The sequence below is a fragment of the Brevundimonas sp. M20 genome (genome assembly GCF_006547065.1).
Classification (GTDB): domain Bacteria; phylum Pseudomonadota; class Alphaproteobacteria; order Caulobacterales; family Caulobacteraceae; genus Brevundimonas.
In genome coordinates, this window is sequence record NZ_CP041243.1 from 2,894,168 (window position 1) to 2,918,894 (window position 24,727).

General features: G+C 68.1%; 22 protein-coding genes and 1 pseudogene. 15 read left to right on the plus strand and 8 right to left on the minus strand.

Annotated elements, in window-relative coordinates:
• Window positions 1-29 precede the first annotated feature (29 nt).
• Complete coding sequence (locus tag FKQ52_RS14275; RefSeq protein WP_141627801.1) at window positions 30-1,184, minus strand: citrate/2-methylcitrate synthase; 1,155 nt, start codon at window positions 1,182-1,184, stop codon at window positions 30-32.
• A gap of 135 nt (window positions 1,185-1,319) precedes the next feature.
• Between FKQ52_RS14275 and FKQ52_RS14280 the strand changes: the two genes are divergently transcribed.
• From FKQ52_RS14280 to queG, 3 genes are all read left to right on the plus strand, one after another.
• Window positions 1,320-2,264 carry a cation diffusion facilitator family transporter gene (locus tag FKQ52_RS14280; protein ID WP_141627802.1) on the plus strand — a complete coding sequence of 315 codons (945 nt, stop codon included), beginning with the start codon at window positions 1,320-1,322 and terminating at the stop codon, window positions 2,262-2,264.
• A gap of 36 nt (window positions 2,265-2,300) precedes the next feature.
• The gene (locus FKQ52_RS14285) at window positions 2,301-2,984 is read left to right on the plus strand and encodes a glutathione S-transferase family protein (protein WP_141627803.1); all 684 of its coding nucleotides are present in this window, start codon (window positions 2,301-2,303) and stop codon (window positions 2,982-2,984) included.
• 99 nt (window positions 2,985-3,083) lie between these two features.
• The gene (queG, locus tag FKQ52_RS14290; RefSeq protein ID WP_141627804.1) at window positions 3,084-4,121 is read left to right on the plus strand and encodes a tRNA epoxyqueuosine(34) reductase QueG; all 1,038 of its coding nucleotides are present in this window, start codon (window positions 3,084-3,086) and stop codon (window positions 4,119-4,121) included.
• A 3-nt stretch (window positions 4,122-4,124) separates the two neighbouring features.
• On the opposite strand, the gene FKQ52_RS14295 is transcribed toward queG, so the two are convergent.
• Both FKQ52_RS14295 and FKQ52_RS14300 read right to left on the minus strand, forming a co-directional pair.
• Window positions 4,125-4,655, minus strand: coding sequence for an FKBP-type peptidyl-prolyl cis-trans isomerase (locus FKQ52_RS14295; protein WP_141627805.1), 531 nt, complete (start codon window positions 4,653-4,655; stop codon window positions 4,125-4,127).
• The gene (locus FKQ52_RS14300) at window positions 4,636-5,838 is read right to left on the minus strand and encodes a threonine ammonia-lyase (protein ID WP_141627806.1); all 1,203 of its coding nucleotides are present in this window, start codon (window positions 5,836-5,838) and stop codon (window positions 4,636-4,638) included. Before FKQ52_RS14300 ends, FKQ52_RS14295 begins: the two co-directional genes overlap by 20 nt.
• Before the next feature lie 138 nt (window positions 5,839-5,976).
• Between FKQ52_RS14300 and FKQ52_RS14305 the strand changes: the two genes are divergently transcribed.
• From FKQ52_RS14305 to FKQ52_RS14315, 3 genes are all read left to right on the plus strand, one after another.
• Complete coding sequence (locus FKQ52_RS14305) at window positions 5,977-6,492, plus strand: hypothetical protein (protein WP_141627807.1); 516 nt, start codon at window positions 5,977-5,979, stop codon at window positions 6,490-6,492.
• A 56-nt stretch (window positions 6,493-6,548) separates the two neighbouring features.
• Window positions 6,549-7,235, plus strand: a complete 687-nt coding sequence (locus FKQ52_RS14310) for a hypothetical protein (RefSeq protein WP_205750772.1) — start codon at window positions 6,549-6,551, stop codon at window positions 7,233-7,235.
• A 129-nt stretch (window positions 7,236-7,364) separates the two neighbouring features.
• Window positions 7,365-7,562, plus strand: a complete 198-nt coding sequence (locus tag FKQ52_RS14315; protein WP_141627808.1) for a hypothetical protein — start codon at window positions 7,365-7,367, stop codon at window positions 7,560-7,562.
• A 73-nt stretch (window positions 7,563-7,635) separates the two neighbouring features.
• On the opposite strand, the gene FKQ52_RS14320 is transcribed toward FKQ52_RS14315, so the two are convergent.
• The 3 genes from FKQ52_RS14320 to rplU all read right to left on the minus strand — a co-directional run bounded on the left by FKQ52_RS14320 (window position 7,636) and on the right by rplU (window position 9,217).
• Window positions 7,636-8,169, minus strand: coding sequence for a GNAT family N-acetyltransferase (locus FKQ52_RS14320; protein WP_141628390.1), 534 nt, complete (start codon window positions 8,167-8,169; stop codon window positions 7,636-7,638).
• A 165-nt stretch (window positions 8,170-8,334) separates the two neighbouring features.
• A complete protein-coding gene (rpmA, locus tag FKQ52_RS14325) occupies window positions 8,335-8,622 on the minus strand; it encodes a 50S ribosomal protein L27 (protein ID WP_141627809.1) in 288 nt (95 codons plus the stop codon).
• Window positions 8,623-8,713: 91 nt separating this feature from the next.
• On the minus strand, window positions 8,714-9,217 hold the full coding sequence (rplU, locus tag FKQ52_RS14330; RefSeq protein WP_141627810.1) for a 50S ribosomal protein L21: 504 nt from the start codon (window positions 9,215-9,217) through the stop codon (window positions 8,714-8,716).
• A gap of 436 nt (window positions 9,218-9,653) precedes the next feature.
• Between rplU and FKQ52_RS14335 the strand changes: the two genes are divergently transcribed.
• A complete protein-coding gene (locus FKQ52_RS14335; protein ID WP_141627811.1) occupies window positions 9,654-14,345 on the plus strand; it encodes an S-layer family protein in 4,692 nt (1,563 codons plus the stop codon).
• Window positions 14,346-14,398: 53 nt separating this feature from the next.
• Window positions 14,399-15,058 (plus strand): hypothetical protein, encoded by a 660-nt coding sequence (locus tag FKQ52_RS14340; RefSeq protein ID WP_141627812.1) that lies wholly within the window; start codon window positions 14,399-14,401, stop codon window positions 15,056-15,058.
• 107 nt (window positions 15,059-15,165) lie between these two features.
• Here the strand turns inward: FKQ52_RS14340 and FKQ52_RS16685 are convergent, their stop codons facing one another.
• Entirely contained in the window at window positions 15,166-15,342 is a 177-nt protein-coding gene (locus tag FKQ52_RS16685) for a hypothetical protein (protein ID WP_240811664.1), read from the minus strand.
• 6 nt (window positions 15,343-15,348) lie between these two features.
• On the opposite strand from FKQ52_RS16685, the gene FKQ52_RS14345 reads away from it, so the two are divergent.
• Window positions 15,349-16,206 (plus strand): cation diffusion facilitator family transporter, encoded by an 858-nt coding sequence (locus FKQ52_RS14345; protein ID WP_240811665.1) that lies wholly within the window; start codon window positions 15,349-15,351, stop codon window positions 16,204-16,206.
• A gap of 2 nt (window positions 16,207-16,208) precedes the next feature.
• Here the strand turns inward: FKQ52_RS14345 and FKQ52_RS14350 are convergent, their stop codons facing one another.
• Entirely contained in the window at window positions 16,209-17,144 is a 936-nt protein-coding gene (locus tag FKQ52_RS14350; protein ID WP_141627814.1) for a hypothetical protein, read from the minus strand.
• 154 nt (window positions 17,145-17,298) lie between these two features.
• On the opposite strand from FKQ52_RS14350, the gene FKQ52_RS14355 reads away from it, so the two are divergent.
• From FKQ52_RS14355 to FKQ52_RS14380, 6 genes and pseudogenes are all read left to right on the plus strand, one after another.
• The gene (locus tag FKQ52_RS14355; protein ID WP_141627815.1) at window positions 17,299-18,408 is read left to right on the plus strand and encodes a GTP-binding protein; all 1,110 of its coding nucleotides are present in this window, start codon (window positions 17,299-17,301) and stop codon (window positions 18,406-18,408) included.
• A 64-nt stretch (window positions 18,409-18,472) separates the two neighbouring features.
• Window positions 18,473-19,438, plus strand: coding sequence for a WD40 repeat domain-containing protein (locus FKQ52_RS14360; RefSeq protein WP_141628391.1), 966 nt, complete (start codon window positions 18,473-18,475; stop codon window positions 19,436-19,438).
• Between the two features lie 413 nt (window positions 19,439-19,851).
• Window positions 19,852-19,992: pseudogene (locus FKQ52_RS16905) on the plus strand (TadE/TadG family type IV pilus assembly protein); the annotation flags it as partial.
• Between the two features lie 230 nt (window positions 19,993-20,222).
• Window positions 20,223-21,839 (plus strand): TadG family pilus assembly protein, encoded by a 1,617-nt coding sequence (locus FKQ52_RS14370; protein ID WP_141627817.1) that lies wholly within the window; start codon window positions 20,223-20,225, stop codon window positions 21,837-21,839.
• A gap of 42 nt (window positions 21,840-21,881) precedes the next feature.
• Window positions 21,882-22,604 carry a monofunctional biosynthetic peptidoglycan transglycosylase gene (gene mtgA, locus FKQ52_RS14375; RefSeq protein ID WP_141627818.1) on the plus strand — a complete coding sequence of 241 codons (723 nt, stop codon included), beginning with the start codon at window positions 21,882-21,884 and terminating at the stop codon, window positions 22,602-22,604.
• A gap of 187 nt (window positions 22,605-22,791) precedes the next feature.
• Window positions 22,792-24,678: a M2 family metallopeptidase gene (locus FKQ52_RS14380; RefSeq protein WP_141627819.1), complete on the plus strand. Its 1,887-nt coding sequence runs from the start codon at window positions 22,792-22,794 to the stop codon at window positions 24,676-24,678.
• Window positions 24,679-24,727 lie beyond the last annotated feature (49 nt).

Here is a 24,727-nt window from a genome sequence, read left to right on the forward strand (position 1 = left end):
GGATTTCCCTTATCGCCGGGTCCGACGCCTCAATGCGCGCCCGGCTCCGGCCCCACATAGCGCAGGCGCGCCCGGATAGGCGAGCCGTCAAGCGACTGGTCGAGCGCATGGGCCAGCAGACCGGCCAGACGCCCCACCAGATAGATGTCCTGCGCCCCGTCGCGCGGCAGCTCCATGCGCCGGGCGGCCGTGGCGAGGGCCAGGGCGAAGCCGGGCGGCGGACCAGCGGCGGCCTGACCGTCGCGCAGGACGCGCAGAAGATCGGCGGGCAGGTCGGCGGCGGCCAGCAGGGCCTGGGCGCGCGGGTCGGCGTCATTCCAGTCGGGATCGCCGAAGCCCGCCCGGTCGAGATCGCGCGTCGCCTCCGCCGGATGGCGGCGGACGGCGTTGATCCAGCCGGAAGCGCACGACAGCTCCGTCACCGTTCGGCAGGCGGCGGCGACGGTCAGCCCGGCGAGGGCGGCGGCGGCGGGCGAGGCCCCGCCCGCGGCGACCGCGCGGGTGGCGATGACGGCGGCGTCCATCCCCGCATCAGCCGACAGGACCAGAGCCCGGCGGATCAGCTGGGCGTCGCGCTCGGGCGCCTTCCAGAAGCGGGCGAGGCGCTGGTGCAGGAACAGACGCGGGCCGGGACCGGCGACGGCGTCCACCGCCTCATCGAGCACGCGGGCGCATTCGACGCGCAGCGCCTCCGGATCGCGGGCAGGCGTATCGGCGTCCTCGTCCGCGCGACGGGCGAGGGCGGCGAACAGGCGGGCGCGGGCCGAGCCACCGGGGGTGACGCCGACGCGGGGGCGGATTTCGGCGAAGGGGTTGGCGGCGCGGGAGGCCCAGAGCGTCCGTGCGACATCTTCCAGCGTGGCGGTCGCCGACAACTGGACCGCGTCCAGCCCCCGGTAGAACAGCCGCCCGGAGGCGATGACGCTGACCGACGAGGCCAGATCGGCCTCGCCCCGCCCGGCGGGGCCGCGCTCCATGACGCGCGGCGCCTCATCCGTCTCGATCAGGTCGCCGGTCAGACGCGCGATGTCGCGGGCGGCGTAGAGGCTGCGGCGGGGATCGGCGGGATCAGGGCGCGCGGCGATGCGGCCACGGCTGACATAGGCGTAGAGCGTCTGGGCCTTGACCCCCAGCCGTCCCAGGGCCTCCGTCCGCCCGATCCAGCGTTCGCCGGTCGTTTCCATCGCAGTCCCCCCGGTCCCGTCACACTCCGGAAACCATAATGGGCCGCGACCTTGGGGCCGTTTCGTGACGAACACGCTAACGCCGGTATGTACGACGACTTGGCAGGGTCGCAGGTTTCCGCGACAAGGCCGTTCATGAGCACCGCTTCTCTCGATGATGTTCACGCCGCGACACGGGGCGTGACCCGCCTGTCGGTCGCCGTGGCCGTCATCCTGATCGTGCTGAAGACCTTTGCGCTGGGCGCGTCGGGGTCGGTGTCGATCCTGGCGTCGCTGGCGGATTCGGCGCTGGACCTGATCGCCTCGCTGGCCACCTTCTTCGCCGTGCGCTGGGCCGCCGCCCCGCCGGACGAGGAACACCGCTTCGGCCACGGCAAGGGCGAGGCGATGGCCGCGCTGGTGCAGGCCGGTCTGATCTTCGCCTCCAGCGTCTTCATCGGCTGGGAAGCGATCCAGCGCCTGTTCGACCCGCGCCCGGTCAGCGCCGGCTGGGCAGGCGTGTCGGTGATCCTGATCTCCATGGCCCTGACCGGCTGGCTGATCTGGCGGCAGGGCCGGGCGATCAAGGCCAGCGGATCGACCGCCGTGGCCGCCGACCGCGCCCACTACGCCTCCGATCTGGCGGCGAACCTCGTGGTCCTGATCGGGGTGGCGTCCGGCGCCTTCCTGTCGGCGTCGGGACTGGACGCGGCGGCGGGTCTGGTGGTCGCGGTCTGGCTGTTCTGGGGCGGGACGGGCGTGCTGAAGGGCGCCGCCGACCAGCTGCTGGACCGGACGGCCTCGGACAGCGACCGGGCGACGATCACCACGGCCATCCTGTCCGATCCGCGGATCACGGGCGTGCACCGCCTGCGGACCCGTCAGGCCGGGCCGGTGCTGATGATGCAGATGCATGTGGACATGGCGCCCAGCCTGACGCTGGCGGAGGCCCACGACATTCTGGACGCGGCGGAGACGCGGTTGCTGGAGCTGTGGCCGCACGCCGACATCATGATCCACCCCGACCCGCGCGACGCGGCGCCCGTCGACGGGATCGCGGAAAAAGACCCGGATACGGCCGCCACCGGAGCGGATGACTAACGCCCGCTTAACGGCCTTGGGCGCATGGAATGCCGGATGTCGGTGTCCGTCCTCTTTCACTTCGCCTTTGATCCCGCCTCGCGCGTCGCGCGTCTGGCGCTGGGCGAAGCCAAGGTTCTGTTCGAGGAAAACGCGGTCAAGCCGTGGGAGCCGGACTGTCCCATCTTCACGCTGAATCCGTCGGGCATGACCCCGGTGCTGCAGACGACGGCCAACAGCCGGGTGCTGACCGTGTGCGAGCAGTCGGCCATTCTGGGCTGGCTGGAGGATCGCGGCCGCGAGCCCTTCCTGCTGCCGTCGGACCCGTTCGAGCGGGCCGAGGCGCGGCGGCTGGTCGGCTGGTTCGACGGTCGCTTCCATGACGAGGTCAACGCCGTGCTGCTGCACGAGCGGATGGAGAAGCCCCTGCTGCGGCTGGGACCGCCGGAGGCGCGGGCGCTGCGAGCCGGACGCGAGGCGCTGAAATTCCATCTGGTCATGCTGGAGAAGCTGCTGGGCGAGCGCGACTGGCTGGCCGGGCTCCGGATGAGCCAGGCCGACATCGTCGCCGTGGCCCATTTGTCGGTGCTGGACTATTTTGGCGAGATCAGCTGGACCAACTATCCGGGTCTGAAGACCTGGTACATGAAGCTGAAATCGCGGCCCTGTTTCCGCACCCTGCTGTCGGACAGGTTCCCCGGGGTGGCCCCGGCGGCGCACTACACGGATCTGGATTTCTGATTGGCGGGTGAAAAGTGCTAGTGAGCGAGGGGTGAGCGGGTTTGCGCCGTCGCCCACGCCATTGGCTCACCCATTCGCTCACCAGCACTTTTCACTCCCATGAGCGACCGTTTCAAGACCGCGATCAGAGCCGCCGCCGCGGACCTCGGCTTCGAGGTCTGCCGGTTCGCATCGGCGTCGGAGCCGTGGAGCGCGGGGGAGCGGCTGGCGCATTTCGTCGAGGCCGGGCGGCACGGCGAGATGGGCTGGATGGAGACGACGCTGGAGCGCCGCGCCCATCCGACCGCCATGTGGGACGCGGCGAGGACGGCCATCGTGCTGGGGCTGAACTACGGCCCTGAAACCGATCCCCTCCCCGAGCTTGAGGACCGGTCGAGCGGCTACATCTCGGTCTATGCGCGGGGCGACGACTATCACGAGGTCATCAAGGGGCGGCTGAAGACGCTGGCCGGGCAGGTGGCGGCGAAGACCGGGCAGGACGTCAAGGTGTTCGTGGACACCGCCCCCCTGATGGAGAAGCCGCTGGCGCAGCGGGCCGGTCTGGGCTGGCAGGGCAAGCATACCAATCTGCTGTCGCGGAACCACGGCAACTGGCTGTTCCTGGGGGTGATCCTGAGCGCGGCGGAGATGGAGCCGGACGCGCCGGAGACCGAGCACTGCGGCCGCTGCACCGCCTGTCTGGACGCCTGCCCGACGAACGCCTTTCCCGCCCCCTTCCAGCTGGATGCGCGGCGGTGCCTGTCCTACCTGACCATCGAGTTCGCCGGGCCGTGGCCGGAGGAGTTCCGCGAGGCGACGGGCAGCCGGATCTACGGCTGTGACGACTGTCTGGCGTCCTGCCCGTGGAACAAGTTCGCGGCGGCGGCCAGCGAAAGCCGGGTGCAGGCGCGCGACAGTCTGGTCTCGCCCCGGCTGGCCGATCTGGCGGCGCTGGACGACCCGTCGTTCCGGGCGCTGTTCACCAAAAGCCCGGTCAAGCGGATCGGGCGCAACCGCTTCGTCCGCAATGTGCTGTACGCCATCGGCAACAGCGGGGACGCGGACCTGATCCCATCGGCGCAGGCGCTGACGGACGACCCCGATCCCGTGGTGCGGGACGCGGCGGAATGGGCGCTGGAGCGGCTGCGCCCCGGCTGACGATCAACCGTTGGCGGTGCGGCCGATGGGTCCGCCGCCGGGGGCGCGGGAGATGTCGAGCAGCTTCAGGCGGAAGACCAGCACGCTGTTGGCCGGGATCTCGGGCGAGGAGCGTTCGCCATAGCCCTTGTCGGCGGGCAGGTAGACGATCCATTCGTCGCCGGGCTTCATGTGCTGAAGCACCTCGGTCCAGCCCTCGACCACGGTGCCGAGGGTGAAGACGGCGGGGGCGCCCCGCTCGTAAGAACTGTCGAAGACCGATCCGTCGATCAGCGAGCCCTCATAGTCGACGCGAACCAGATCGTTGCCGTCGGGGCTTTCGCCGCCGGCCGGGCCAGACTGGACGACCTTGTACTGGATGCCGCCGGGCAGGGTCCGGACGCCCTCGGCTTTCGCATTTCGCGCGAGGAAGGTCTGGCCCGCCTGCAGATTGGCCTCGGCGTCGGCGGCGTTGACCTCCGGCGCGCGATTGCACGCGGCCAGAGCCGCGATCATGGCCAGCGCCGCGGCGCCCTTAACCCATCCGGAGTTCATAGCCCGCACCTTCAAGTCCCTGTCTGATTTCTTCGGCGTGCGCCTCGCCGCGGGTCTCGACCATGATGTCGAACTCCGCGCCCTTGGCCGGCACGTCCAGCGCCAGCCGGTTGTGCACCACGTCTATGATGTTTCCGCCAAGGCCGCCGATCACGGCGCTCATTTTCGACAGCATGCCCGGGCGGTCGTCGCCGAGGATGCGATAGACCACCAGCCGCTTTTCGCGGACCAGTTCGCGGTTCAGGACCACGGCCAGCATGCGGGCGTCGATGTTGCCGCCGGTCAGCTCGATGCCGACCTTCAGGCCCTTGAACTTGTCCGGATAGGCCAGCATGGCGGCCAGACCGCCGGCGCCCGCGCCCTCGGCCACGGTGCGCTCCATGGTGGCGAGATAGGAGACGCCGCGCTCGAAATCAGCCTCCTGACAGACCAGAACCTCGTCGATCAGCCCTTCGGCGACGGCGAAGGGGATGTCGCCCACGGCCTTGATGGCGATGCCCTCGGCGATGGTCTGACCGCCGCATTTCGGAGCCTCGCCGTTCCGGCGGGCCTTGAAGGAGGGGTACATGGCCGCCTCGACCCCGACGATGCGAATCGACGGCTTCAGCGTCTTGGCCGCCAGCGCCGAGCCGGCGATCAGGCCGCCGCCGCCGATGGGGATGATCAGGACGTCGAGATCCGGCGCGTCCTCCATGAACTCCAGCCCGCAGACGCCCTGACCGGCGACGATTCCCTCGTCATCGAAGGCCGAGACGAAGATGAAGCCTTCCTCGTCGCGCAGACGGTGGGCCTCCTCGGTGGAGCCGGAGAAGTCGAGCCCCTTGATGACGACATTGGCGCCGTGCTGGCGCGTGCCGTCGATCTTCACGAAAGGCGTGCCCTCGGGCATCACGATGGTGACCGGCACGCCGAGGCGGCCGCCGTGGTAGGCCAGAGCCTGGGCGTGGTTGCCCGCGCTGGCGGCGACGACGCCGCGCTTGCGCTCGTCCGGGGTCAGTTGCAGCAGGCGGTTCAGCGCCCCCCGCTCCTTGAAGCTGCCGGTGAAATGCAGGTTGTCGAACTTGATCCACACCTCGGCGCCCGTCAGCTGGGACAGGCGGCGGGAGTAGCGAACGGGCGTGCGGTCGACCTGACCGGCGATGCGGTCCCGTGCGGCCAGAATATCGTCAAACGTGACTGTCATGGACGTCCCCTATAGCCGGTCTCGCGCCGGATTTGTGGCGCGCTTGTGGACCACGGTCCAAACGGTCGCAACCTTGACCTTATCGCGGCGTTGAGCGTCTGATCCGACGTTCGACCCACGCCTGTATGGAGAGAGCTCATGTCCATCGCCCGGTCCGTTCTGACCTTTGCCGCCGTCAGCGCCTCGGCGGCTGTTCTGGCCGCCTGCGCGACCACGCCGACCGGCGCGGCCGGACCCGCCGGTCCCGCCCCGTTCAGCACCGCAGACTTCAACTGGTCGACCGTCGCCGGTCGCGCCTCCATCGAGGGCCGCGTCGACTATCGCCGCGACGGACAGGCCTTCGCCTGCACCGGCTCGGTCGCCCTGACGCCCGACACCCCCTACACCCGCGCCCGCTTCCGCACCTTGTACGGGGCGACCGACCGCGCCGCGATCCCGGAAGCCGTCGTGCGCGCCCGCACCGTGGCCGATCCCAACGCCGACTATCGCGGCTTCGTCCGCTCGGCGACCTGCCAGGACGGTCGGTTCGAGTTCACCGGCCTGCCCGCGGGCGGCTGGTTCCTGATCACCCCGGTCAGCGCCGGGGGAGATCGCGTGGTGCTGATGCGGCGCGTCGATACGCGTAGCGGACGAATCGCCGTCACCCTGCCCTGAGTGCGTACAGTTCCGTCTTTCGAGGCCGCGTATCGGGCCGCCCCGGAGAATTAACCATGCGAGCTGCCCTCCTGATCGCCGCCGGTCTGGCCGTCTCCCTGACGCTGGTCGGCGGCCCGGCCTCGGCCCAGTCCTACGACGGCTACGGGTACGAGTACGGGAACAGCGGCTATCACGGCGGCCATGATCCGCAGGACGATCGGTATTATCGGCCGCGCTATCGCTCGAACGCCGTGCCGTCGACCTTCGACTGGCGCAGCCAGCTGGACAGGCCGGGCGATTATCGCTGCGACCGGTTCTGGGACGCCAGCCGCGACGACTGCGGCGACCGCTGGCGCGACCAGCGCCGCCGGGTCAGCGCCCAGGCCCGCGGCGACTACCGGGAGCTGGCCGGGTATCGGGCCGGGGACGGTTACGGCTACGGGTACGGGGACGGCTATGGCTACGGGTACGGCTACAACGGGTACGGTTATGGACCGCGCCGGGGCTATGGCTCGCGGGCCTATGGTTATGGCTACGGCTATGGCGGCCACGATCAGGGCGGCACGACCTATGAAGGCGCCTATGGCCGGCCCGACGTGGTCTTCCCGGGCGGCGGACGTTACGGCCGCTACGCCGATACACGGTACTCCGGCTCGCGGGACGGACGCCGCATCGACTGGTGCCGGGCGACCTATCGCTCCTACGATCCGGGCAGCGGCTATTACCGCGCGTACAGCGGACGACTGGTCTGGTGCGGCTAAGCTTCTGAAAATCGGACAATGTTCGTCCGATCACGGATGTGTGGGTGAGCGGCGTTCGCCATTTTTTCGCCCGCTCCGACCCGCTTCGCTCGGCATGGCCCCATGCGGGCGCAGTCGAGGGGGAGCGTCATGTCCCAGCACAACATCTCCGGTTCCGAGGTTTTCGGTCCCAAGCCGTTCGTCATCCTGCGCGGCGTGAAATCCAGCGGCCTGCGCCGCCGCAAGAGCGCGCGTGTTCTCGGCGCCTTCATCGCCGGGGCTGTCGTGACCCTGGTCGGCGGCGCGGTCGCCGTGGCGGCCCTGGTCGGGCCGACGCTCTTCGGGTAGGCCCGACGGCCTTCAAACACTTCACGCGGCATTCTCGCTCCCCGCCCCGGGGAGGGAGAAGGTCGGCGGCGGTTTACGCCAGCCACACCATCCGACGCGTCCGGGCGTCCTGCCCGCGCGCGCGGCTGAAGCCGGTGCGGACCTCGCCCGTGTACAGGAAGCCGGCCTTCTCCAGCACGCGGCCGGAGGCGGGGTTGTCGGCGAAGTGGCCGGCGACCATGGCGCGACGCTTCCAGTTGCGGCTGGCCCAGACCAGTCCCGCCTCCAACGCCTCGGTGGCGTAGCCCCGGCCCCAGAAGGGGCGGCCGATCCAGTATCCGACCTCGGGCCCGACATCACCGTCCTCGAACAGGCCGATGACGCCGACAGGACCGTGATCCTCGTGCTCGATCAGGAATGTCCGCGACCTGGCCGGGTCCTGCCCCTGAACGTTCAGCACAAAGGCCTCGGCATCGGTGACCGAGAAGGGATGCGGCATGCGCAGGGTCATGCGCGCGATGTCGGCGTCATTGGCCAGGGCGGCCAGACGGGTCACGTCCTGGGCCTGCGGGGCGCGCAGCGACAGGCGCCGCGTCTCGACGACGGGAGAGGGTTCGATCACGCACATGACACGCCTCATTCAGAACTCACCGCCTCCTTGGAGGGCTCGGGCGGTGTTCGAGGCGGGGAAACGAAAAAGGGGAGCCTGGTGATCCAGACTCCCCGCGGAATATTTCCCTGGTCCGGATCGGGGCCCTTGGGCCGACGCGATCCGGGTGGTGTTCCGTATCGCTTACTCGGCGGCCGCGGCCTGCTGGGCGTCGTCATTCGCGGCGAGAATCGACACGTAACAACGGCCGTTGGCTTTCTTGGTGAATTTCACGGCGCCGTGGGTCAGGGCGAACAGCGTGTGATCGCGACCCATGCCGATGTTGTCACCCGGGTGGAAGGTGGTGCCGCGTTGGCGCACGATGATGTTGCCGGCCAGCACGCGCTCGCCGCCAAACTTCTTCACGCCGAGGCGCTTCGACTCGGAGTCGCGACCGTTGCGCGACGAACCGCCGGATTTCTTGTGAGCCATCGTAACTCTCTTCGGTTTGCACCCGACGCCCTCAGGCGCCCGGTACCGTCATTCTATCACAGTCGCGCCCGGAAGGCGCGGGTTCGAACTCTCAGGCTTCTTCGGTCGAAGCGGCGGCGGCCTTCTTGGCCGGGGCCTTCTTCGCGGCCGGAGCCTTGGCGGCCTTGGCCGGCTTGGCTTCCTCAGCGGCGGCTTCAACACGCGGGGCCAGGCCACGGGCGCGAGCGTTCATCTCGGCCTTGGTCAGAACCTCGGTCTTGCCTTCCCACTTGGCGGTCTCGCCGGCGCCTTCGATGCCGGTGATGCGCAGGACCGATTCCATCTGGCGGTGGCCGTTGGTGCGGCGGTAGCCCTGACGACGGATCTTCTTGAAGATCTTGATCTTCTCGCCCTTGCGGGTTTCGACCAGCGTCGCGGCGACCGAAGCGCCTTCGATCAGCGGGGCGCCGAGGGTCACGCCCTTGTCTCCGCCGAGCATCAGAACTTCACCGAAGTTGACGGCCGCGCCGGCTTCGCCGTCGAGTTTCTCGACAACGATGACGTCGCCCGGCTGAACCCGGTACTGTTTTCCGCCGGTCTTGATCACCGCGTACATGTTGAAGCCTCAGCGTAAACGCAAAAAGAATAGCGCCCGCGGGGACCCCCGGCGGGCGAAGAGCGGCGACATATACGGAAGGGGTCCCCGGAGTCAACGCGGACGGGGAAAAAACCCCGAAACGAGCGGGAGGCCACGGGACGCCCCGCTGGACCGCGCCCCCTGCTCCAGGCGGAAACCTCGGAACGGCGTACATTATAGTGGAAACCGGGTCGGGGCGGCGACGGTCGGCGGACTATGTACGGAAACGTACAACCGGGAGTTTTCATGAAATGAAAGAACAAAATTCGCCGTCCGGATGAAAATGGTTCGTTTTCAACAGGCGAGTCAAATCTGCGGTTGCCTAGTTCAGGCACTTAAGGTTTAGGTAAGAGTACCTAACGTCCGCAAAGGGCGTGATCGACCGCGTTTTGCGCAGTGTCCTGGGGAGGGACCCATGCCGACGACCTGGACCACCGTGACCGATCCCATCGGCGATACGGGCGCCTTCGACAGCCGCATGATCTTCGGCGACTTCGACGGGGATGGCGATATCGACATCCTCTACCAGAACGGCAACACCGCCGGGACCGGCATCGGCTTCCTGCAGAACAACGGCAACGGCGCCTTCACCAACTATACGGACGCCACCGCCGCCGGCTCGATCTTCGCGGGCGTGGACTTCTCGGGCCGTCAGATCAGCCCGGCCAACTTCTTCGTCTTCGACTTCGACGGCGACGGCGATCTGGACATCGCGGACCGGACGTCGAACACCACGACCTTTTTCCGCAATGACGGCAACACCGGCTTCACCCGGATCGCAGACCCCATCCCGGACACCGGGTCATTCGACCAGCGGATGGTCTGGGGCGACTTCGACGGCGACGGCGACGTGGACGCCCTCTACCAGAACGGCAACACCGCCGGGGCCGGCATCGGCTTCCTGCGCAATGACGGCGGGTTGAGCTTCACCAACTTCACCAACGCCGCGGCCGCAGGCACGCCCTTCAGCGGCGTTGACTTCACCGGCCTGCAGCTCACGACCTCGGCCTTCGTCGTTGACGTCGATGACGACGGCGACATGGACATCCTGGACCGCGGCGCGACCCAGGTGATGTATCGCAACGACGGCGGGTCGTTTACCCGCACGACCGATCCGCTGGCGGACATCGGCTCCTTCGACGCCCGCATGATCTTCGGCGATTTCGACAGCGACGGCGATACCGACGCCATCTATCAGAACGGCAACACCGCCGGCACGGGCTTCGGCTATTTCCGCAATGACGGCGGGACCTTCACCAACTTCACCAGCCTGACGGGCACGCCCTTCGCGGGTCTGGACCTGACCGGCCAGCAGCTGACCACCTGGACGGCTGTGGACATCGACAACGACGGCGATGTGGACATCGTCGATCGCGACCAGGCCGCCGGCGGTCTGGTCCTGTACCGCCAGAACGGCGCGCCGCCGCGTCTGGTGTCCTCGACGCCGTCCGACAACGGGACGGGCGTGGCCACCGGCGCCAACATCACCCTGACGTTCAGCGAAAGCGTCACCAAGGGCAACGGCAACATCTATCTGTATCGCGGCGACGGCGTGCTGATCGAGACGATCAGCATCAGCTCGGCCCAGGTGACGGGCTCCGGCACGACCTGGACCATCGACCCGTCCGTCACCCTGGCCAGCCTGACCAACTATTACATCCGTATGGATCAGGAGACCTTCGCCGACAGCGAAGGCGCCGTCTTCGCGGGCATCAACAACAACACCACGCTGAACTTCACCACGGCGGCGTCCAACACCGCGCCGACCTTCGCCAACCTGAACGGCGACGTCGCGGCCCACACCGAGAATGTGCCGGTGCGGCTGGACGTGGGCGGCAACGCCACCGTGGCGGACGCGGAAAGCGCCAATTTCGACGCGGGCACGCTGACCGTCTCGATCACCGCCAACGGCCAGTCCGGACAGGACGTGCTGAGCGTCGCCAACATCGGCAACGGCGCCGGGCAGATCGGCGTCTCGGGCAATGCCGTCTTCTACGGCGGCGTGCAGATCGGCACCTTCACCGGCGGGACCGGCGGAGCCAACCTGGTCTTCACCTTTGACGCCGACGCCACCCCGGCCGCCGTTCAGGCGCTGGTGCGCGCGCTGCAGTACAACAACACCTCGGACGCGCCGAACACCGCGACCCGCACGGTCACCCTCGTCCTGACGGACGGCGACGGCGGCACCAGCGCGACCCAGACGGTCTCCGTCAGCGTCACCGCCGCGAACGATCCGCACACCGGCGGCGCCGCGATCACCGGGACGGCGGCGGAGGACGGCGTTCTGACCGCCGTATCGACCCTGGCCGATGCGGACGGCATCGGAACCCTGCACTATCAGTGGCAGCGCGACACCGGCGGCGGCTACGTCAACGTCGGGTCCGATCAGGCGACCTATACGCTGGGCGACGCCGACGTGGGCGGCGTGATCCGCGTGGTGATCTACTACACCGACGCCGGCGGCACGGTGGAATCGGCCACCAGCGCCGGCACCGGCGCCATTTCCGCGGTCAATGATCCGGCCACCGGCGGGGTCTCGATCACCGGCACGGCGACCGAGGACGAAACCCTGACGGCCGACACCTCGACCCTCGGCGACGCCGATGGTCTGGGCACGCTGCATTATGACTGGCAGCGCGACACCGGCTCCGGCTTCGTCTCCATCGGCGCGGCCGATCAGGCGACCTATACGCTGGGCGACGCTGACGTGGGCGGCGTGGTCCGGGTGGTCGTCAGCTATGTCGACGGCCAGGGCTTCACGGAAACCGTCACCAGCGCCGGAACCGCCGCCATCGCGGATGTGAATGACGCCCCGACCCTGGCCCTGACCGGCGGAGCCACGACCTTCGTGGAAGACAGCGCGCCGGTGGGCCTGTTCTCGGGCGCCACGGTGACCAACCCCGAATCCGGACAGGACCTGACCCTGACCCTGCAGGTCAGCGGCGTGGCCGATGGATCAAGCGAGGGGCTGGTGCTCTCGGGCGTGCCGATCATCATGGTCGCGGGCAGCCCCTTCATCCAGCCCGCTCCCGGCGGCGCGGTGATGGTGCAGGTGACGGCGGGAGCCCCCGGCGTCTTCAATATCGTCATGGTCGGCATCAGCTCGAACGCGCATGCGCAGCAGATCCTGAACGCCATCACCTATGTGAACGCCGACCAGGACCCGACCGAGGGCGACCGCACGATCACGGTCGTTTCGATTCAGGACAACGGCGGCGGGACCAACAGCAGCCCGGTCAACGTCAGCTCGACGGTCACCGTCAGCGCGGTGGAGGACGCCCCGGTCGCGGCTGATGACGCCGTTTCGACGGTCGAAAGCGCGCCGGTCAGCGGCGACCTGTTCGCCGACAACGGTTCGGGCGTGGATGAGGACGTCGACGGCCCGCCTCCGACCATCGGGGCTGTGAACGGCTCGGCGGCCAATGTCGGAACCCAGATCACCCTGGCCTCGGGCGCCCTGCTGACGGTCAACGCCGACGGCACCTACACCTATGATCCGAACGGCCAGTTCGACGACCTGCCGGGCGCGGGTTCGGGCTCGGTGGACACGGCCACCGACACCTTCACCTACACCCTGACCAACGGGAACACCGCCACGGTGACCGTGACGATCAACGGTGAAAGCTCGACCACCGGAGACATCTCGGTCGGCACCGGAGGCGATGACACCCAGACCGGCGGCACGGGCGACGACACCTTCGTCGGCGGCGCGGGCAATGACACGATCATCGGCGGCGGCGGCGTCAATGTCGTCACCTATACGGGCGCCCCGACCGGCGTGTACGTCCGCCTGAACCACGGCGACGTGCCGAACGACGGCTTCGGCGGGACCGACACCATCAGCGGCGTCCAGAACGTCACCGGCACCGCCTTCAACGACACCATCGTCGGCGAGACCGGCGCCAATGTCCTGCGTGGCGGCGACGGCTATGACGTGCTGATCGGCCTGGGCGGCGACGACGTCCTGTTCGGCGGCAGCGGCACGGCCAACGAGCTGTACGGCGGCACGGGCAATGACACCTATTACGTCGACGCCAACGACACCGTGGTCGAGGCGGCCAGCGAAGGGCTGGACACGGTCGTGACCACCCGCACCGTCTTCACCCTGGGCGCCAACATCGAGCGTCTGGTCTTCCGCGGCAATGCGGACGTGATCGGCATCGGCAACGCCGAGAACAACACCATGGTCGGCGGCGGCGGCAACGACCGCCTGAACGGCGGCGCGGGCTATGACGTGCTGATCGGCGGAGCGGGCAACGACGTCCTGCTGGGCGGCTCGGGCGCGGCCAACGAGCTGTACGGCGGCGAGGGCGACGACATCTATTACGTCGACGCAAACGACACGATCGTCGAGCTGGCGGCTCAGGGCAACGACACCATCCGCACCTCGCTGACCAGCTATCGGCTGGGCGCCAATGTGGAGAACCTGATCTACACCGGGTCGTCCAACTTCGTCGGCGTCGGCAATGCGCTGGACAACATTCTCAACGGGCGCACGGGCAATGACATCCTGACCGGCGGTCAGGGCAATGACACGCTGAACGGCGGCGACGGTCTGGACACCGCCGTGCTGAGCGGCGTGGCCTCGGACTACACCGTCACCTTCGTTTCGGGCTCGACCTGGACCATCACCGACAACGTCGGCGGCCGGGACGGCGTGGACACCATCACCAACATCGAGCGGCTGGCGTTCAGTGACGGCACCTTCCGGGTGCTGACCCCGCAGTGGACCCCGCCGCCCGCCGCGCCGGTGCTGATGGATGAAGACGCCTGGGTCCTGCCCGCGCTGGTGGAAGACGACGGCGGCTTCCTGAAGGACGCCGACGCGCCGCTGGTGCAACCCAACCCGACGGATGTGGCCGCCACCGCGGACATGGACCTGCCGCTGGTCCTGCCGGGCCTGACCGGCGGGGACGACTTCCTGTTCAAATCCTTCGAAACAGGACCGCAGGTTCAGCCGGCGGAACTGGTCAAATTCGTTCCCGTGGACTTCTACCGTCCGACCGCCGACGTCATGGTCGAACGGCCGTTCGAAGCCACCGAGCACAACGACGGCTTCGGTCTGCTCGGCCATCAAGGACCGGACGACTGGATCTTCAACGCGTGAAAATGATCGGGAAGGGCTCGACTGTTATAAAGTAACAGAGTACAGGACGGTCAATGTCGCCGTCCGATCTTGAGCAACCGATCCTGCTGTCCCTTCTGGGGACCGGCTTCGCGACGGCCTTCCTGCACGCCGCCCTGCCGACCCACTGGTTGCCTTTCGCGCTGGTGGGTCGCGCGCAGCGCTGGAGCCTGCCGCGCCTGCTGGGCGCGGTGGGGGCCGCGGGCCTGGCCCATATCGTCACCACCGCCGTGGTCGGCGGCCTGATCGTCGTGGCCGGACTGGCGCTGGATCAGTGGATTTCCGGCCTGCTGCCCTGGGTGTCGGCGGCCCTGCTGTTCCTGTTCGGCGTCTTCTATCTGACCCGGGCGACCCTGCGTCGGCCCCGCACCGCTGGCGGACCGGAGTTCGACCTGCCCGAGCCGACCGTCACCCACGCCGCCGCCTTCTGGGGGCTGGTGGCCATGATGGCCGTGTCGCCGGGCGAGGTGCTGCTGCCCATCTATCTGTCGCAGGCGAAGGAAGGCCTGCTGGTGCTCGGCGCGCTGACGCTGGCCTTCGCGGCGGGGACGGTGGCGGGCATGTCGGTATTCACCCTGCTGGCCCGCGCGGGCTGGTCGGTGCTGCGGCTCGAGCGCTGGGCGCGCTACGAGGGGGCGGTGCTGGGGATCGCCCTGATCGGGATCGGCCTTCTGGTCGTGTTCCACCAGCACTGACCGGAGCCAATCAGGCTCCGGCATTGTGCTGGAGGGAGCCGGGCCGGCCTGCGCCCGCCCCGACCGATTTCGCTCTGACGCAAGGTTATACATTTACATTCAATAACTTAGAGCGCCATCGCGTTGACCCTTCGTGCGGTGAAGCCTAAGGAGTCGGCATGGCGCACACGCACGACCACGCACACGATCATTCCGACCACGATCACGGGCATGACCACAGCCATGATCACGGGCACGGGCACGGGCACGGGCATCATCACCACGGGATCGGCGGCCACCATCATGGACCGGTGAACACCGGCGACTGGCGCTATCTGGTCGGTCTGGTGGTCAATCTGGCCTTTGTGGCGGTCGAGTTCGGCGCGGGCGTGATGAGCGATTCCACCGCCCTGATGGCCGACGCAGGGCACAATCTGTCGGACGTGCTGGGACTGGCCATGGCCGGAGGCGCGGCCTGGCTGGCGCGCCGCACGGCGAGCGCGGGCAAGACCTACGGCTACGGCAAGGCGACGGTGCTGGCGGCCCTGTTCAACGCGCTGGCGCTGATCTTCGCCTGCGGCGCCATCGCCTTCGAGGCCGTGCGCCGGTTCGCCGAGCCCGCGCCGGTCGGGTCGACCACCATCATGATCGTGGCGGGCATCGGCTTCGTCATCAATCTGGGCACGGCGCTGCTGTTCATGAAGGACCAGCACAAGGACCTGAACGTGCGCGGCGCCTATCTGCACATGATGGCGGACGCGGGGGTGTCGATCGGCGTGGTGATCGCGGGCGCGGCCATCCTGTTCACCGGCTGGAGCCTGATCGACCCGATCGTCAGCCTGCTGATCGTGGCCGTCATCATGATCGGGACCTGGGGCCTGCTGAAGGACTCGGTCAATCTGGCGCTGGACGCCGCCCCGCGCGGGGTGGACGTCGAGGCCATCCGCAAGGCCTTCCTCGCCCTGCCCGGCGTCAGCGCGGTGCACGACCTGCACGTCTGGGGCCTGTCGACCACCGACACCGCCCTGACGGCGCATCTGGTCCACGACCGCCCCGACGCCGACGCCCTGCTGATCGAGGCCCAGACCCTGGCCCGCAAACGGTTCGAGATCAGCCACACGACGCTGCAGCTGGAAAGCGGCGTGCTGCCGGATTGTCCGGATTGCTGAGGTTACCTCAAGGGTTCATCCGGCGGTTCAAGCCCCATGTCGATGCGGCGCAGATGCCGATACCGAGGGAAACCTTCGGGCTCCCGCACAGCTGCGGCCAGGTACTCGGCCAACAGTCGCCCCCAAAGACTGATGAAGGCGGCCTGATCAACCGCAAGCTCCGCTGCCCGCTGACGCCTGACAAAGAAGACGGACACCCCCATCGCCACAAGCGCACCGACCGTAAGCCCGACAGAGATTCCAACTGACAGACTTCCGGCCAAGGGGCCGAGCGCCAACAACGGCGCCAGGCTGAGGAAGAAGTCGTCGAACGGACGAAGGTTCGCCACGGTCCACGGGCGGACAAGCTCGGCATCTTCGAGCGCCCCCTGCATCGCCGCGGCCATCGTCAACTCCATGAATTCACGGTTCGCGCTGTCCGCCAGCACCTCCGCGTGATCCCACGCGCCGCGCCTGAGATTCTCCACCCACAGGCCGGCAGCGTTCAGCAAGGAGGGCGGGATGCGGGCTGTAATCGGCGTCCAGCCGGAGAAAACACCCCGGTTCCGTGCTGCTCGTCGAAGATTGTCGGGAAAGACCTCCTTGAGGCCAAAATAGATGCGCCGCGCCTCGCGTTTGTCGGGACGAGGAAGCCATTGGCCCCGCCCCGGCCAGTGATCAGCCATTGAACGCGGCAGGTCATAGCCGATGTGCAGATAGGCGCCCGCCATCAGGCGCATGAACGGGGTGCGGAACTCCATCCAGCGTTGCCGATAGCCTTCCAGTTCTTCGCGATCATTCCAGAGGTCACGTTCGCGCAGGAACCCATCGACCAGAGCAAGAAGCCAATCCTGATCAGGCTTGTTCGTTTGGCGGGCGGCGATGGCGCGGATGTCTACGGTAACCGACGCATAGACAGTGTCGAAGGGAACGAGCGCCCTGTCATCCAACTCGGTCAAGCACAATCGCGATCTTGCAAGTCGCCCTCCCGCCCAGCGAAGCAACCACAGGTTAGGGGCGTTTCATTCCACTGTGAAGGCAGAGGCGGCCAAACCCGTCGTTGCAGACACCAACGCTCTTTTCCCGCCGCCCATCAAACCCTAGATGAGCGCCATGACCGACACAGCTTCCGCAAACGCCAAGATCCCCGTCACCGTCCTCACCGGCTATCTCGGCGCGGGGAAGACAACCCTGCTGAACCGCATCCTCACCGAGGACCACGGCAAGCGGTACGCCGTCATCGTCAACGAGTTCGGCGAAATCGGCATCGACAACGATCTGGTGGTCGGCGCGGATGAAGACGTGTTCGAGATGAACAACGGCTGCGTCTGCTGCACGGTGCGCGGCGACCTGATCCGGGTGGTGTCGGGCCTGATGAAGCGCCAGCGTCCGGGCAAGCCCGCGTTCGACGCCATCATCGTGGAGACGACCGGTCTGGCCGACCCCGGCCCGGTGGCCCAGACCTTCTTCGTGGACGACGAGGTCAAGGCCAAGACCCAGCTGGACAGCGTCACGGCGCTGGTGGACGCCAAGCACGTGATGGCGCGGCTGGATGACTCGAAGGAGGCCCGCGAGCAGGTGGCCTTCGCCGACCGCATCATTCTGAACAAGGTCGATCTGGTCTCGGGCGACGAGCTGGCCGTGGTGGAAAGCCGCCTGCGCGCGCTGAACCCGCTGGCCCCGATCACCCGCGCCGAGCGCTCGAACGTGCCGCTGGATCAGGTGCTGGGCGTGCACGGCTTCGATCTGGACCGGATCACCGAGGTCCGCCCGGATTTCGTGAACCCGCCGCACGGCGCCGACGGCCACGTGCACGACGAGCACTGCGGCCACGACCACCATCATCATGACCATGACCACGGGCACGACCATCACGGTCATGAACACGACCATCACCACGGCGCGCGCGGCCATGCGCACGAGGACGACATCAAGGGCATCGCCCTGTCGCTGGACCGCCCGCTGGACGGCCAGAAATTCACCCAATGGCTGGACAAGCTGCTGGGCGAGCAGGGCCAGAACATCCTGCGCGCCAAGGGCATCATTGAGGTCGCCGGCGAGGATCGTCGTCTGGTCTTCCAGGCGGTGCACATGATCCTTGAGGGAGACCTGCAAAAGCCGTGGGGCGAAAAGGAGCGCCGCTGGTCGCGCGCCGTCTTCATCGGCCGCGATCTGGACGAAGCCGCCCTGCGCGCCGGGTTCGAGAGCTGCGCGGCCGCCTGACCCTCGGGGACTTGTCTCCAGGGACTGACCTCGATTTTCCCGGCGGGGACGATATATGACCGCCATGACCACCTTCCAGTTTGACGCCCAGCCCACCGCCGCCCTGTTCGAGAAGGACGGCGCGGTCTTCGCCCTCGGGGACGGGGCGGTCCGTTTCGAGGACGGCGCCTTCAGCATCGCCCATGACGGCGCCATCCTGTGCGCCTGCGTTCACCCCTCGGGCGAAGGCATCGTGACCGGCGGCGACGACGGCCGGGTGATCTGGCACCGCAAGGGCGAGGCCGGGCTGCTGGCCACCGCCAAGGGCGCCTGGATCGACGCCATCGACGCCTCGGCCGAAAGCGGGCTGATCGCCTTCTCGGCGGGCAAGACCCTGTCGGTGATCGACTCCAGGGACGCGGGCTTCCGTCGCGACTTCGTGCATGAGCGCACCGTCTCGGGCGTGGCCTTCGAACCGAAGGGGCGCCGGATCGCGGCCTCGACCTACGGCGGCGCGGCCCTGTGGTTCGCGCGGATCGCCGACCAGAAGCCGACGATGCTGAAATGGGCCGGATCGCACACCAGCGTGGCCTTTTCGCCGGACGGCGCCTTCATCATCACCGCCATGCAGGACAACCAGTTGCACGGCTGGCGCATCAAGGATCAGAAGAACCTGCGGATGGGCGGCTATCCGGGCAAGGTGAAGTCGGTCAGCTTCCTGTCGAAGGGCCAGCTGATGGCGACCTCCGGCGCGCAGGGCGCGGTGCTGTGGCCCTTCGTCGGCGCCAACGGCCCGATGGGCAAGGAAGCCACCGAGATCGGCTATGACGAGGGCAGTCTGGTGGCTCTGGTCGCCTCGACTCCGAAATCGGGGCTCCTGGTTGCGGGCCTGAACGACGGCCGGGTCTGGCTGGCCGACCCCGCCGGACAGGGGCTGAACTTCCTCAAGGCCGACAAGGGCGCCACCGTCGTGGCCCTGAGCATGAGCCCGGATGCGAGCCGCGTCGCCTGGGCTGATGAAGATGGAAACGCAGGCGTCTTTTCCATCTGAATTCCGTTCAGGGAAGAATTTTCCCAGAAACCCGTGACTGACGAGAATTCATCTTCGGGTGAACAACGTTCCGTGAGGGAAACAACCATTTTTACGAGTATTGATTCAGATTACGCGTTCAGGATGTATTAGCGAAACAGGCGTAGGCATGGGGTCATGACGCACTCCAAATCTGTTCCTGGCTTCCTGGGACTGGAGGTCCCTCCCCGCACCGCCGCTGTTGCGCGCCCCCGGCCCACGCCGGTCGCCATGGCGGATCTGTCGCCGGAGGAATGGCGCATCATCTCGCTGGCCGAATGCCCGAAGACACGTCGGTCCATGGCGGACATGATCGCCCACTCCACGCCCGGCGCCGGAAAGGCGCCCCCATGTCGAGATCGCTGACCCTATCCTTCCTGCGCAACCGCCGTGGCGGCGCCGCGGTGGAGTTCGCCATTCTGGCGCCCGCCCTGCTGGCCCTCGTCGCCGGAGGCATCTTCTACAGCCGCTGGTTCACGGTCGCCTCGCAGACCCAGAACCTGGCCAGCGACGGCGCCCGCGCCGCCGTGGCGGGACTGGATGACACGGAACGGCTGAGCATCGTCACCAATCTGATGGACGGCGCCGCTGTGCGTGTCCCGCTGGAGAACGGCGCGACCCGGACCTGGCGCGCCTGGCGCGACGGCGATCTGTACGCCGTATCGGTGACGACCACCCTGCCCGACTATGACCTCGCGCGGCTGATCCCCATGCCCGACCGGAACGTCACCCGCGCCGCCGTGGTCGTGATCCCGGAGCCGGCGGGATGAGGGCCCTGCTGACACGCCTGCTGCGCGACCGGCGCGGCGGGGTCGGCGCCCTGTCGGTGATGATCTCCGTGCTGGTGATCACGGCGACCGCCGCCGCCATCGACGTCGCCTCGGTGCAATTCCGCGCGCGCGCCTTGCAGGGGCTGGCCGACACCGCCGCCGTATCCGCCGCGGGCAATCTGGCCACCGCCGAACCGACCGTGCGGCGCGTGCTGTCGCTGAAGAACTCGACCGCTCGCATCGAGACCGTCGCCCTGGGCGAGTATCACGCACGCGCCGAGGTGCCGATCCCGCAGCGGTTCAACCCGTCCGGCCCCCTTCCGGACGCCGTGCAGGTGGTGCTGCAGGAGGATGTGAAGCTGTTCTTCGGCTCGGTGCTGGGCATCAGCGACGTGCGGGTGCGCAAGACCGCCGTGGCCATCCGCCCGGCGCGGGACGCCGCCGCCTTCTCCATCGGCTCGCGCCTGCTGACGCTGGACCCGCCGCTGGTCAACGCCCTGCTGACCCAGTTGACCGGTCGCCAGATCCAGCTGACCGCCCTGTCCTACAACAGCCTGCTGACCTCCAGTCTGGACGTGGACGACCTGTTGCAGAACCTGGCCCACACCCTGTCGGTGGAGGACCGCGAAACCCTGCTGACCCGGCCCCTGTCGACCCGGCATCTGGTGGACGCCATGGCCTCGGCCACCACCGGCCAGACCAGCGTGGCCCTGAAGAGCATCTCCGCCTCGCTGGGCACGGGGCAGGACCGCGATCTGCGCCTTGATTCCCTTATCGACATCGCGCCGGGCGTGAAGGGCGACGTCAACGCCAGCGTACCCGTCTGGGACCTGCTGAACGCCGCGCTGGGCGAGGCGGCGGGACCGCAGACCATCAGTCTGAACGCCAATGTGCAGGCTCCTGTCAGCGTCAGCGTCCGGCTGGCCATCGGCGAGCGGGAGCAGAAGTCCGCCTGGCTGACCGTCGCGCGTGACGGCAGCACCGTGGTGCGCACGGCGCAGGTGCGGTTGCACATCGACGTGACGACCCTGAATCTGGCCGGCCTCGGCAAGGTCCACCTGCCGGTCTATGCCGAGGTGGCGAGCGGCAAGGCGGCGCTGGCCGCCATCGACTGCCGCGCCGACGCCTTCGACGTCACGGCCCGCTCGGGCGTGGCCAGCGTGGCCCTGGGCGAGATCGACTCGACCCGGCTGGCCGACTTCTCCCGCGACGCCGCCCTGACGCCCGCCGCCATTCTGGACACGGCGGTTCTGAAGGTGCGGGGTTCGGCGCGGATCAATGTGGCCGATTCCGGCGACAAGCAGTTGCGCTTCACCCGGCACGACGTGACCAACCTGGAGGCCAAGACCATCGGGTCGAAGGACATCCTCGGCACGACCCTGACCAGCCTGGTCGCCAACACCGATCTGGACATCCAGGTGCTGGGGCTGGGCGTCGCCCTGCCCGGCCTGCCGAACCAGTTGCGCACCATTCTGGGCGAGATCGCCGCGCCGCTGGATCTGGTGCTGGAGCAGGTGCTGCAACTGGTCGGCGTCGGCATCGGCGAGGCCGACATCCGCCCGGCGGGCCTGTTGTGCGGCATCAAGGGATCGCCCCCGACGCTGGCGGCCTGATCCCCCTTGCATGCGCCCGGCGGCGCGGCCAAACATCGGCGCATGACGGGGGCTTCAGGATCGAGGTGGAAACGGCCGGTGCTGACCGTGCTGATGACGCTGGGCCTCCTCGTGTTCGGCGGGGTGGCCCTGTACCGCTTCGTGCCGCCGCCCCAGACCTGGTTGATGACCACACGCCTGTTCCAGGGCGAGGGCCGGGACTACCGCTGGCGCGCGCTGGACGACATCTCGCCCCGACTGGTGGATGCGGTGATCGCCGCCGAGGACGCGACCTTCTGCGCCCACTCCGGCTTCGACATGAAGGCCATCCAGAAGGCCCTGAAGGACAACGCCCGGGCCGAGAAGCGCGGCAGCGGGCGCATGCGCGGCGGCTCGACCATCAGCCAGCAGACGGCCAAGAATGTCTTCCTGTGGCCGGGGCGGGACTGGCTCCGCAAGGGGCTGGAGGCCGGCTACACGGTCCTGATCGAGACCGCCTGGGGCAAGCGGCGGATCATGGAAGTCTATCTGAACGTCGCCGAATGGGGGCCGGGCGTATACGGCGCCGAGGCCGCCGCCCGGCACTGGTACGGCAAAAGCGCGAAGGACCTGACAGCCCGCGAGGCCGCGCGTCTGGCCGCCATCCTGCCCTCCCCGCGTCGCTATCAGGCGGCTGAACCCGGCCCCTATGTCCGTCGCCGCGCCTCGCGGATCCAGGCGGCGATGGGCACCGTGAGAAATGACGGGCTGAACGCCTGCGTGAGCCGCCAGAGCCTGATCGGCTGAGGTGGAATCGCTTCGCGATTCCGCTGATGCCGTGAATCAGGCTCCAGATTCATGTTGGAGCGAAATCTGGGCCGAGTTGGACCGCGTCCAACTCGACCGATTTCGCTCCAACAGCGCCGCTTGACCTTAAGGCCCCGCTCCGGTCCCTTGCCGCCGAGACGCGGCGGGAGGCCGCGAGGAGGTCCTGATGAAGCGTTCCCTGATGACCGCGACCGCCGTGTGCGCGCTCGCCTTCGGCGTCGCCGCCTGTATGGCGCCCGGCTATTTCGACCAGCCCGAGACGCCTTCCGGCCGCCTGCAGGCGCGGCCCCTGACCAGCGGCGAAATCGTCAACGCAGCCCCGACCGCCGCCGAAGCCGTCAATTTCGTCGCCGACGCCGAGCGCGAACTGGCCGCCCTCAGCGAGGAAGCCGCGCGCATCCAGTGGACCCGCGCCACCAACATCACCTTCGACACCATGTGGCTGGAGAGCCGGATCAACGCCCAGGTGACCGAGGTGCAGGTGCGGCTGGCCGGTCAGGCGGCCCGTTTCAATGATGTCGAGGTCCCCGCCGACGTGCGGCGCAAGCTGAACCTGCTGCGCCTCGGCATCGTCCTGCCCGCCCCGGCCCGGGCGGGCGCGGCCAGCGAGCTGGCGGACATCACCACCCGTCTGGACTCGACCTACGCCACCGGCAAGTTCCAGTTCCAGGGCCGTGAGATCACGCTGGACGAGGCCAACATCCTGATGGCCGAGAGCCGCGATCCGGCGCAGACCAAGGCCCTGTACGAAGGCTGGCGCACCATCTCGCCGGTGATGGCCGCCGACTACGCCCGCATGGTCGAGATCGCCAACGAGGGCAGCCGCGAGTTGGGCTTCGCCGACACCGGCGCCATGTGGCGCGCGGGCTATGACATGGACCCGGACGCCTTCGCCGCCGAGACCGACCGCCTGTGGGAGCAGGTAAAGCCCTTCTATGTGAACCTGCACTGCTATGTGCGCGGCCGCCTGAACGCGAAGTACGGCGACGCCGTCCAGCCGGACCACGGCCCGATCCGCGCCGACCTGCTGGGCAATATGTGGTCGCAGCAGTGGGGGAACATCTATGACGTCGTCGCCCCGACCAGCGGCGGCGAAAGCAGCTATGACCTGACGAACCTGCTGACTTCGGCCGACTACGACGCCACCCGCATGGTCCGCACCGGCGAGGGCTTCTACACCTCGCTGGGCCTCGAGGCCCTGCCGCAGACCTTCTGGGAACGGTCGCAGATCACCCGCCCGCGCGACCGCGAAGTGGTCTGCCACGCGTCGGCCTGGGACCTGGATAACCGGGACGACATCCGCATCAAGATGTGCACCCAGGTGAACGGCGACGACTTCTACACCGTCCACCACGAACTGGGTCACAACTACTACCAGCGCGCCTACAAGGATCAGCCGTTCCTGTTCAAGAACGGGGCGAACGACGGCTTCCACGAGGCCATCGGCGACTTCGTCGGCCTGTCGGCCCTGACCCCGACCTATCTGAACCAGATCGGTCTGCTGCAGACCGTGCCGGGCGCGGAAGAGGACATTCCCTTCCTGCTCAAGATGGCGCTGGACAAGATCGCCTTCCTGCCGTTCGGCCTGATGGTCGACCGCTGGCGCTGGGACGTATTCTCGGGCGAGACCAGCCCGGGTGAGTACAACGCCGCCTGGTCGGAGGACATGCTGAAGTACCAGGGTCTGGTCCCGCCGGGACCGCGTCCGGACAACGCCTTCGATCCGGGCGCCAAGTACCACATCCCGGGCAACACGCCGTACACCCGCTACTTCCTGGCGCACATCTACCAGTTCCAGTTCCAGCGCGCGGCCTGCAAGCAGGCGGGCTGGACCGGGCCGCTGCACCGCTGCTCGATCTACGGCAACGAGGAAGTGGGGCGTCGCTTCAACGCCATGATGGAGATGGGCCAGTCGCGCCCCTGGCCGGAAGCCATGCGGGCCTTCACCGGCGAGACCGGCAACGACGCCTCGGCGGTCGCCGACTATTTCGCGCCGCTGAACGTCTGGCTGACCGCCCAGAACCGCGGCAAGGACTGCGGCTGGGAAGCCTGATCGCCTGATCTCGAGGGGAAGCCCGGCGGTTCGTCACCGCCGGGTTAAC

Bases quoted from the DNA above. Each gene is read 5' to 3' on its own strand.
- FKQ52_RS14275 (WP_141627801.1), bottom strand. From the start codon at position 1,184: ATGGAAACGACCGGCGAACGCTGGATCGGGCGGACGGAGGCCCTGGGA.
- FKQ52_RS14280 (WP_141627802.1), top strand. From the start codon at position 1,320: ATGAGCACCGCTTCTCTCGATGATGTTCACGCCGCGACACGGGGCGTG.
- FKQ52_RS14285 (WP_141627803.1), top strand. From the start codon at position 2,301: ATGTCGGTGTCCGTCCTCTTTCACTTCGCCTTTGATCCCGCCTCGCGC.
- queG (WP_141627804.1), top strand. From the start codon at position 3,084: ATGAGCGACCGTTTCAAGACCGCGATCAGAGCCGCCGCCGCGGACCTC.
- FKQ52_RS14295 (WP_141627805.1), bottom strand. From the start codon at position 4,655: ATGAACTCCGGATGGGTTAAGGGCGCCGCGGCGCTGGCCATGATCGCG.
- FKQ52_RS14300 (WP_141627806.1), bottom strand. From the start codon at position 5,838: ATGACAGTCACGTTTGACGATATTCTGGCCGCACGGGACCGCATCGCC.
- FKQ52_RS14305 (WP_141627807.1), top strand. From the start codon at position 5,977: ATGTCCATCGCCCGGTCCGTTCTGACCTTTGCCGCCGTCAGCGCCTCG.
- FKQ52_RS14310 (WP_205750772.1), top strand. From the start codon at position 6,549: ATGCGAGCTGCCCTCCTGATCGCCGCCGGTCTGGCCGTCTCCCTGACG.
- FKQ52_RS14315 (WP_141627808.1), top strand. From the start codon at position 7,365: ATGTCCCAGCACAACATCTCCGGTTCCGAGGTTTTCGGTCCCAAGCCG.
- FKQ52_RS14320 (WP_141628390.1), bottom strand. From the start codon at position 8,169: ATGTGCGTGATCGAACCCTCTCCCGTCGTCGAGACGCGGCGCCTGTCG.
- rpmA (WP_141627809.1), bottom strand. From the start codon at position 8,622: ATGGCTCACAAGAAATCCGGCGGTTCGTCGCGCAACGGTCGCGACTCC.
- rplU (WP_141627810.1), bottom strand. From the start codon at position 9,217: ATGTACGCGGTGATCAAGACCGGCGGAAAACAGTACCGGGTTCAGCCG.
- FKQ52_RS14335 (WP_141627811.1), top strand. From the start codon at position 9,654: ATGCCGACGACCTGGACCACCGTGACCGATCCCATCGGCGATACGGGC.
- FKQ52_RS14340 (WP_141627812.1), top strand. From the start codon at position 14,399: ATGTCGCCGTCCGATCTTGAGCAACCGATCCTGCTGTCCCTTCTGGGG.
- FKQ52_RS16685 (WP_240811664.1), bottom strand. From the start codon at position 15,342: ATGATGGTGGCCGCCGATCCCGTGGTGATGATGCCCGTGCCCGTGCCC.
- FKQ52_RS14355 (WP_141627815.1), top strand. From the start codon at position 17,299: ATGACCGACACAGCTTCCGCAAACGCCAAGATCCCCGTCACCGTCCTC.
- FKQ52_RS14360 (WP_141628391.1), top strand. From the start codon at position 18,473: ATGACCACCTTCCAGTTTGACGCCCAGCCCACCGCCGCCCTGTTCGAG.
- FKQ52_RS14370 (WP_141627817.1), top strand. From the start codon at position 20,223: ATGAGGGCCCTGCTGACACGCCTGCTGCGCGACCGGCGCGGCGGGGTC.
- mtgA (WP_141627818.1), top strand. From the start codon at position 21,882: ATGACGGGGGCTTCAGGATCGAGGTGGAAACGGCCGGTGCTGACCGTG.
- FKQ52_RS14380 (WP_141627819.1), top strand. From the start codon at position 22,792: ATGAAGCGTTCCCTGATGACCGCGACCGCCGTGTGCGCGCTCGCCTTC.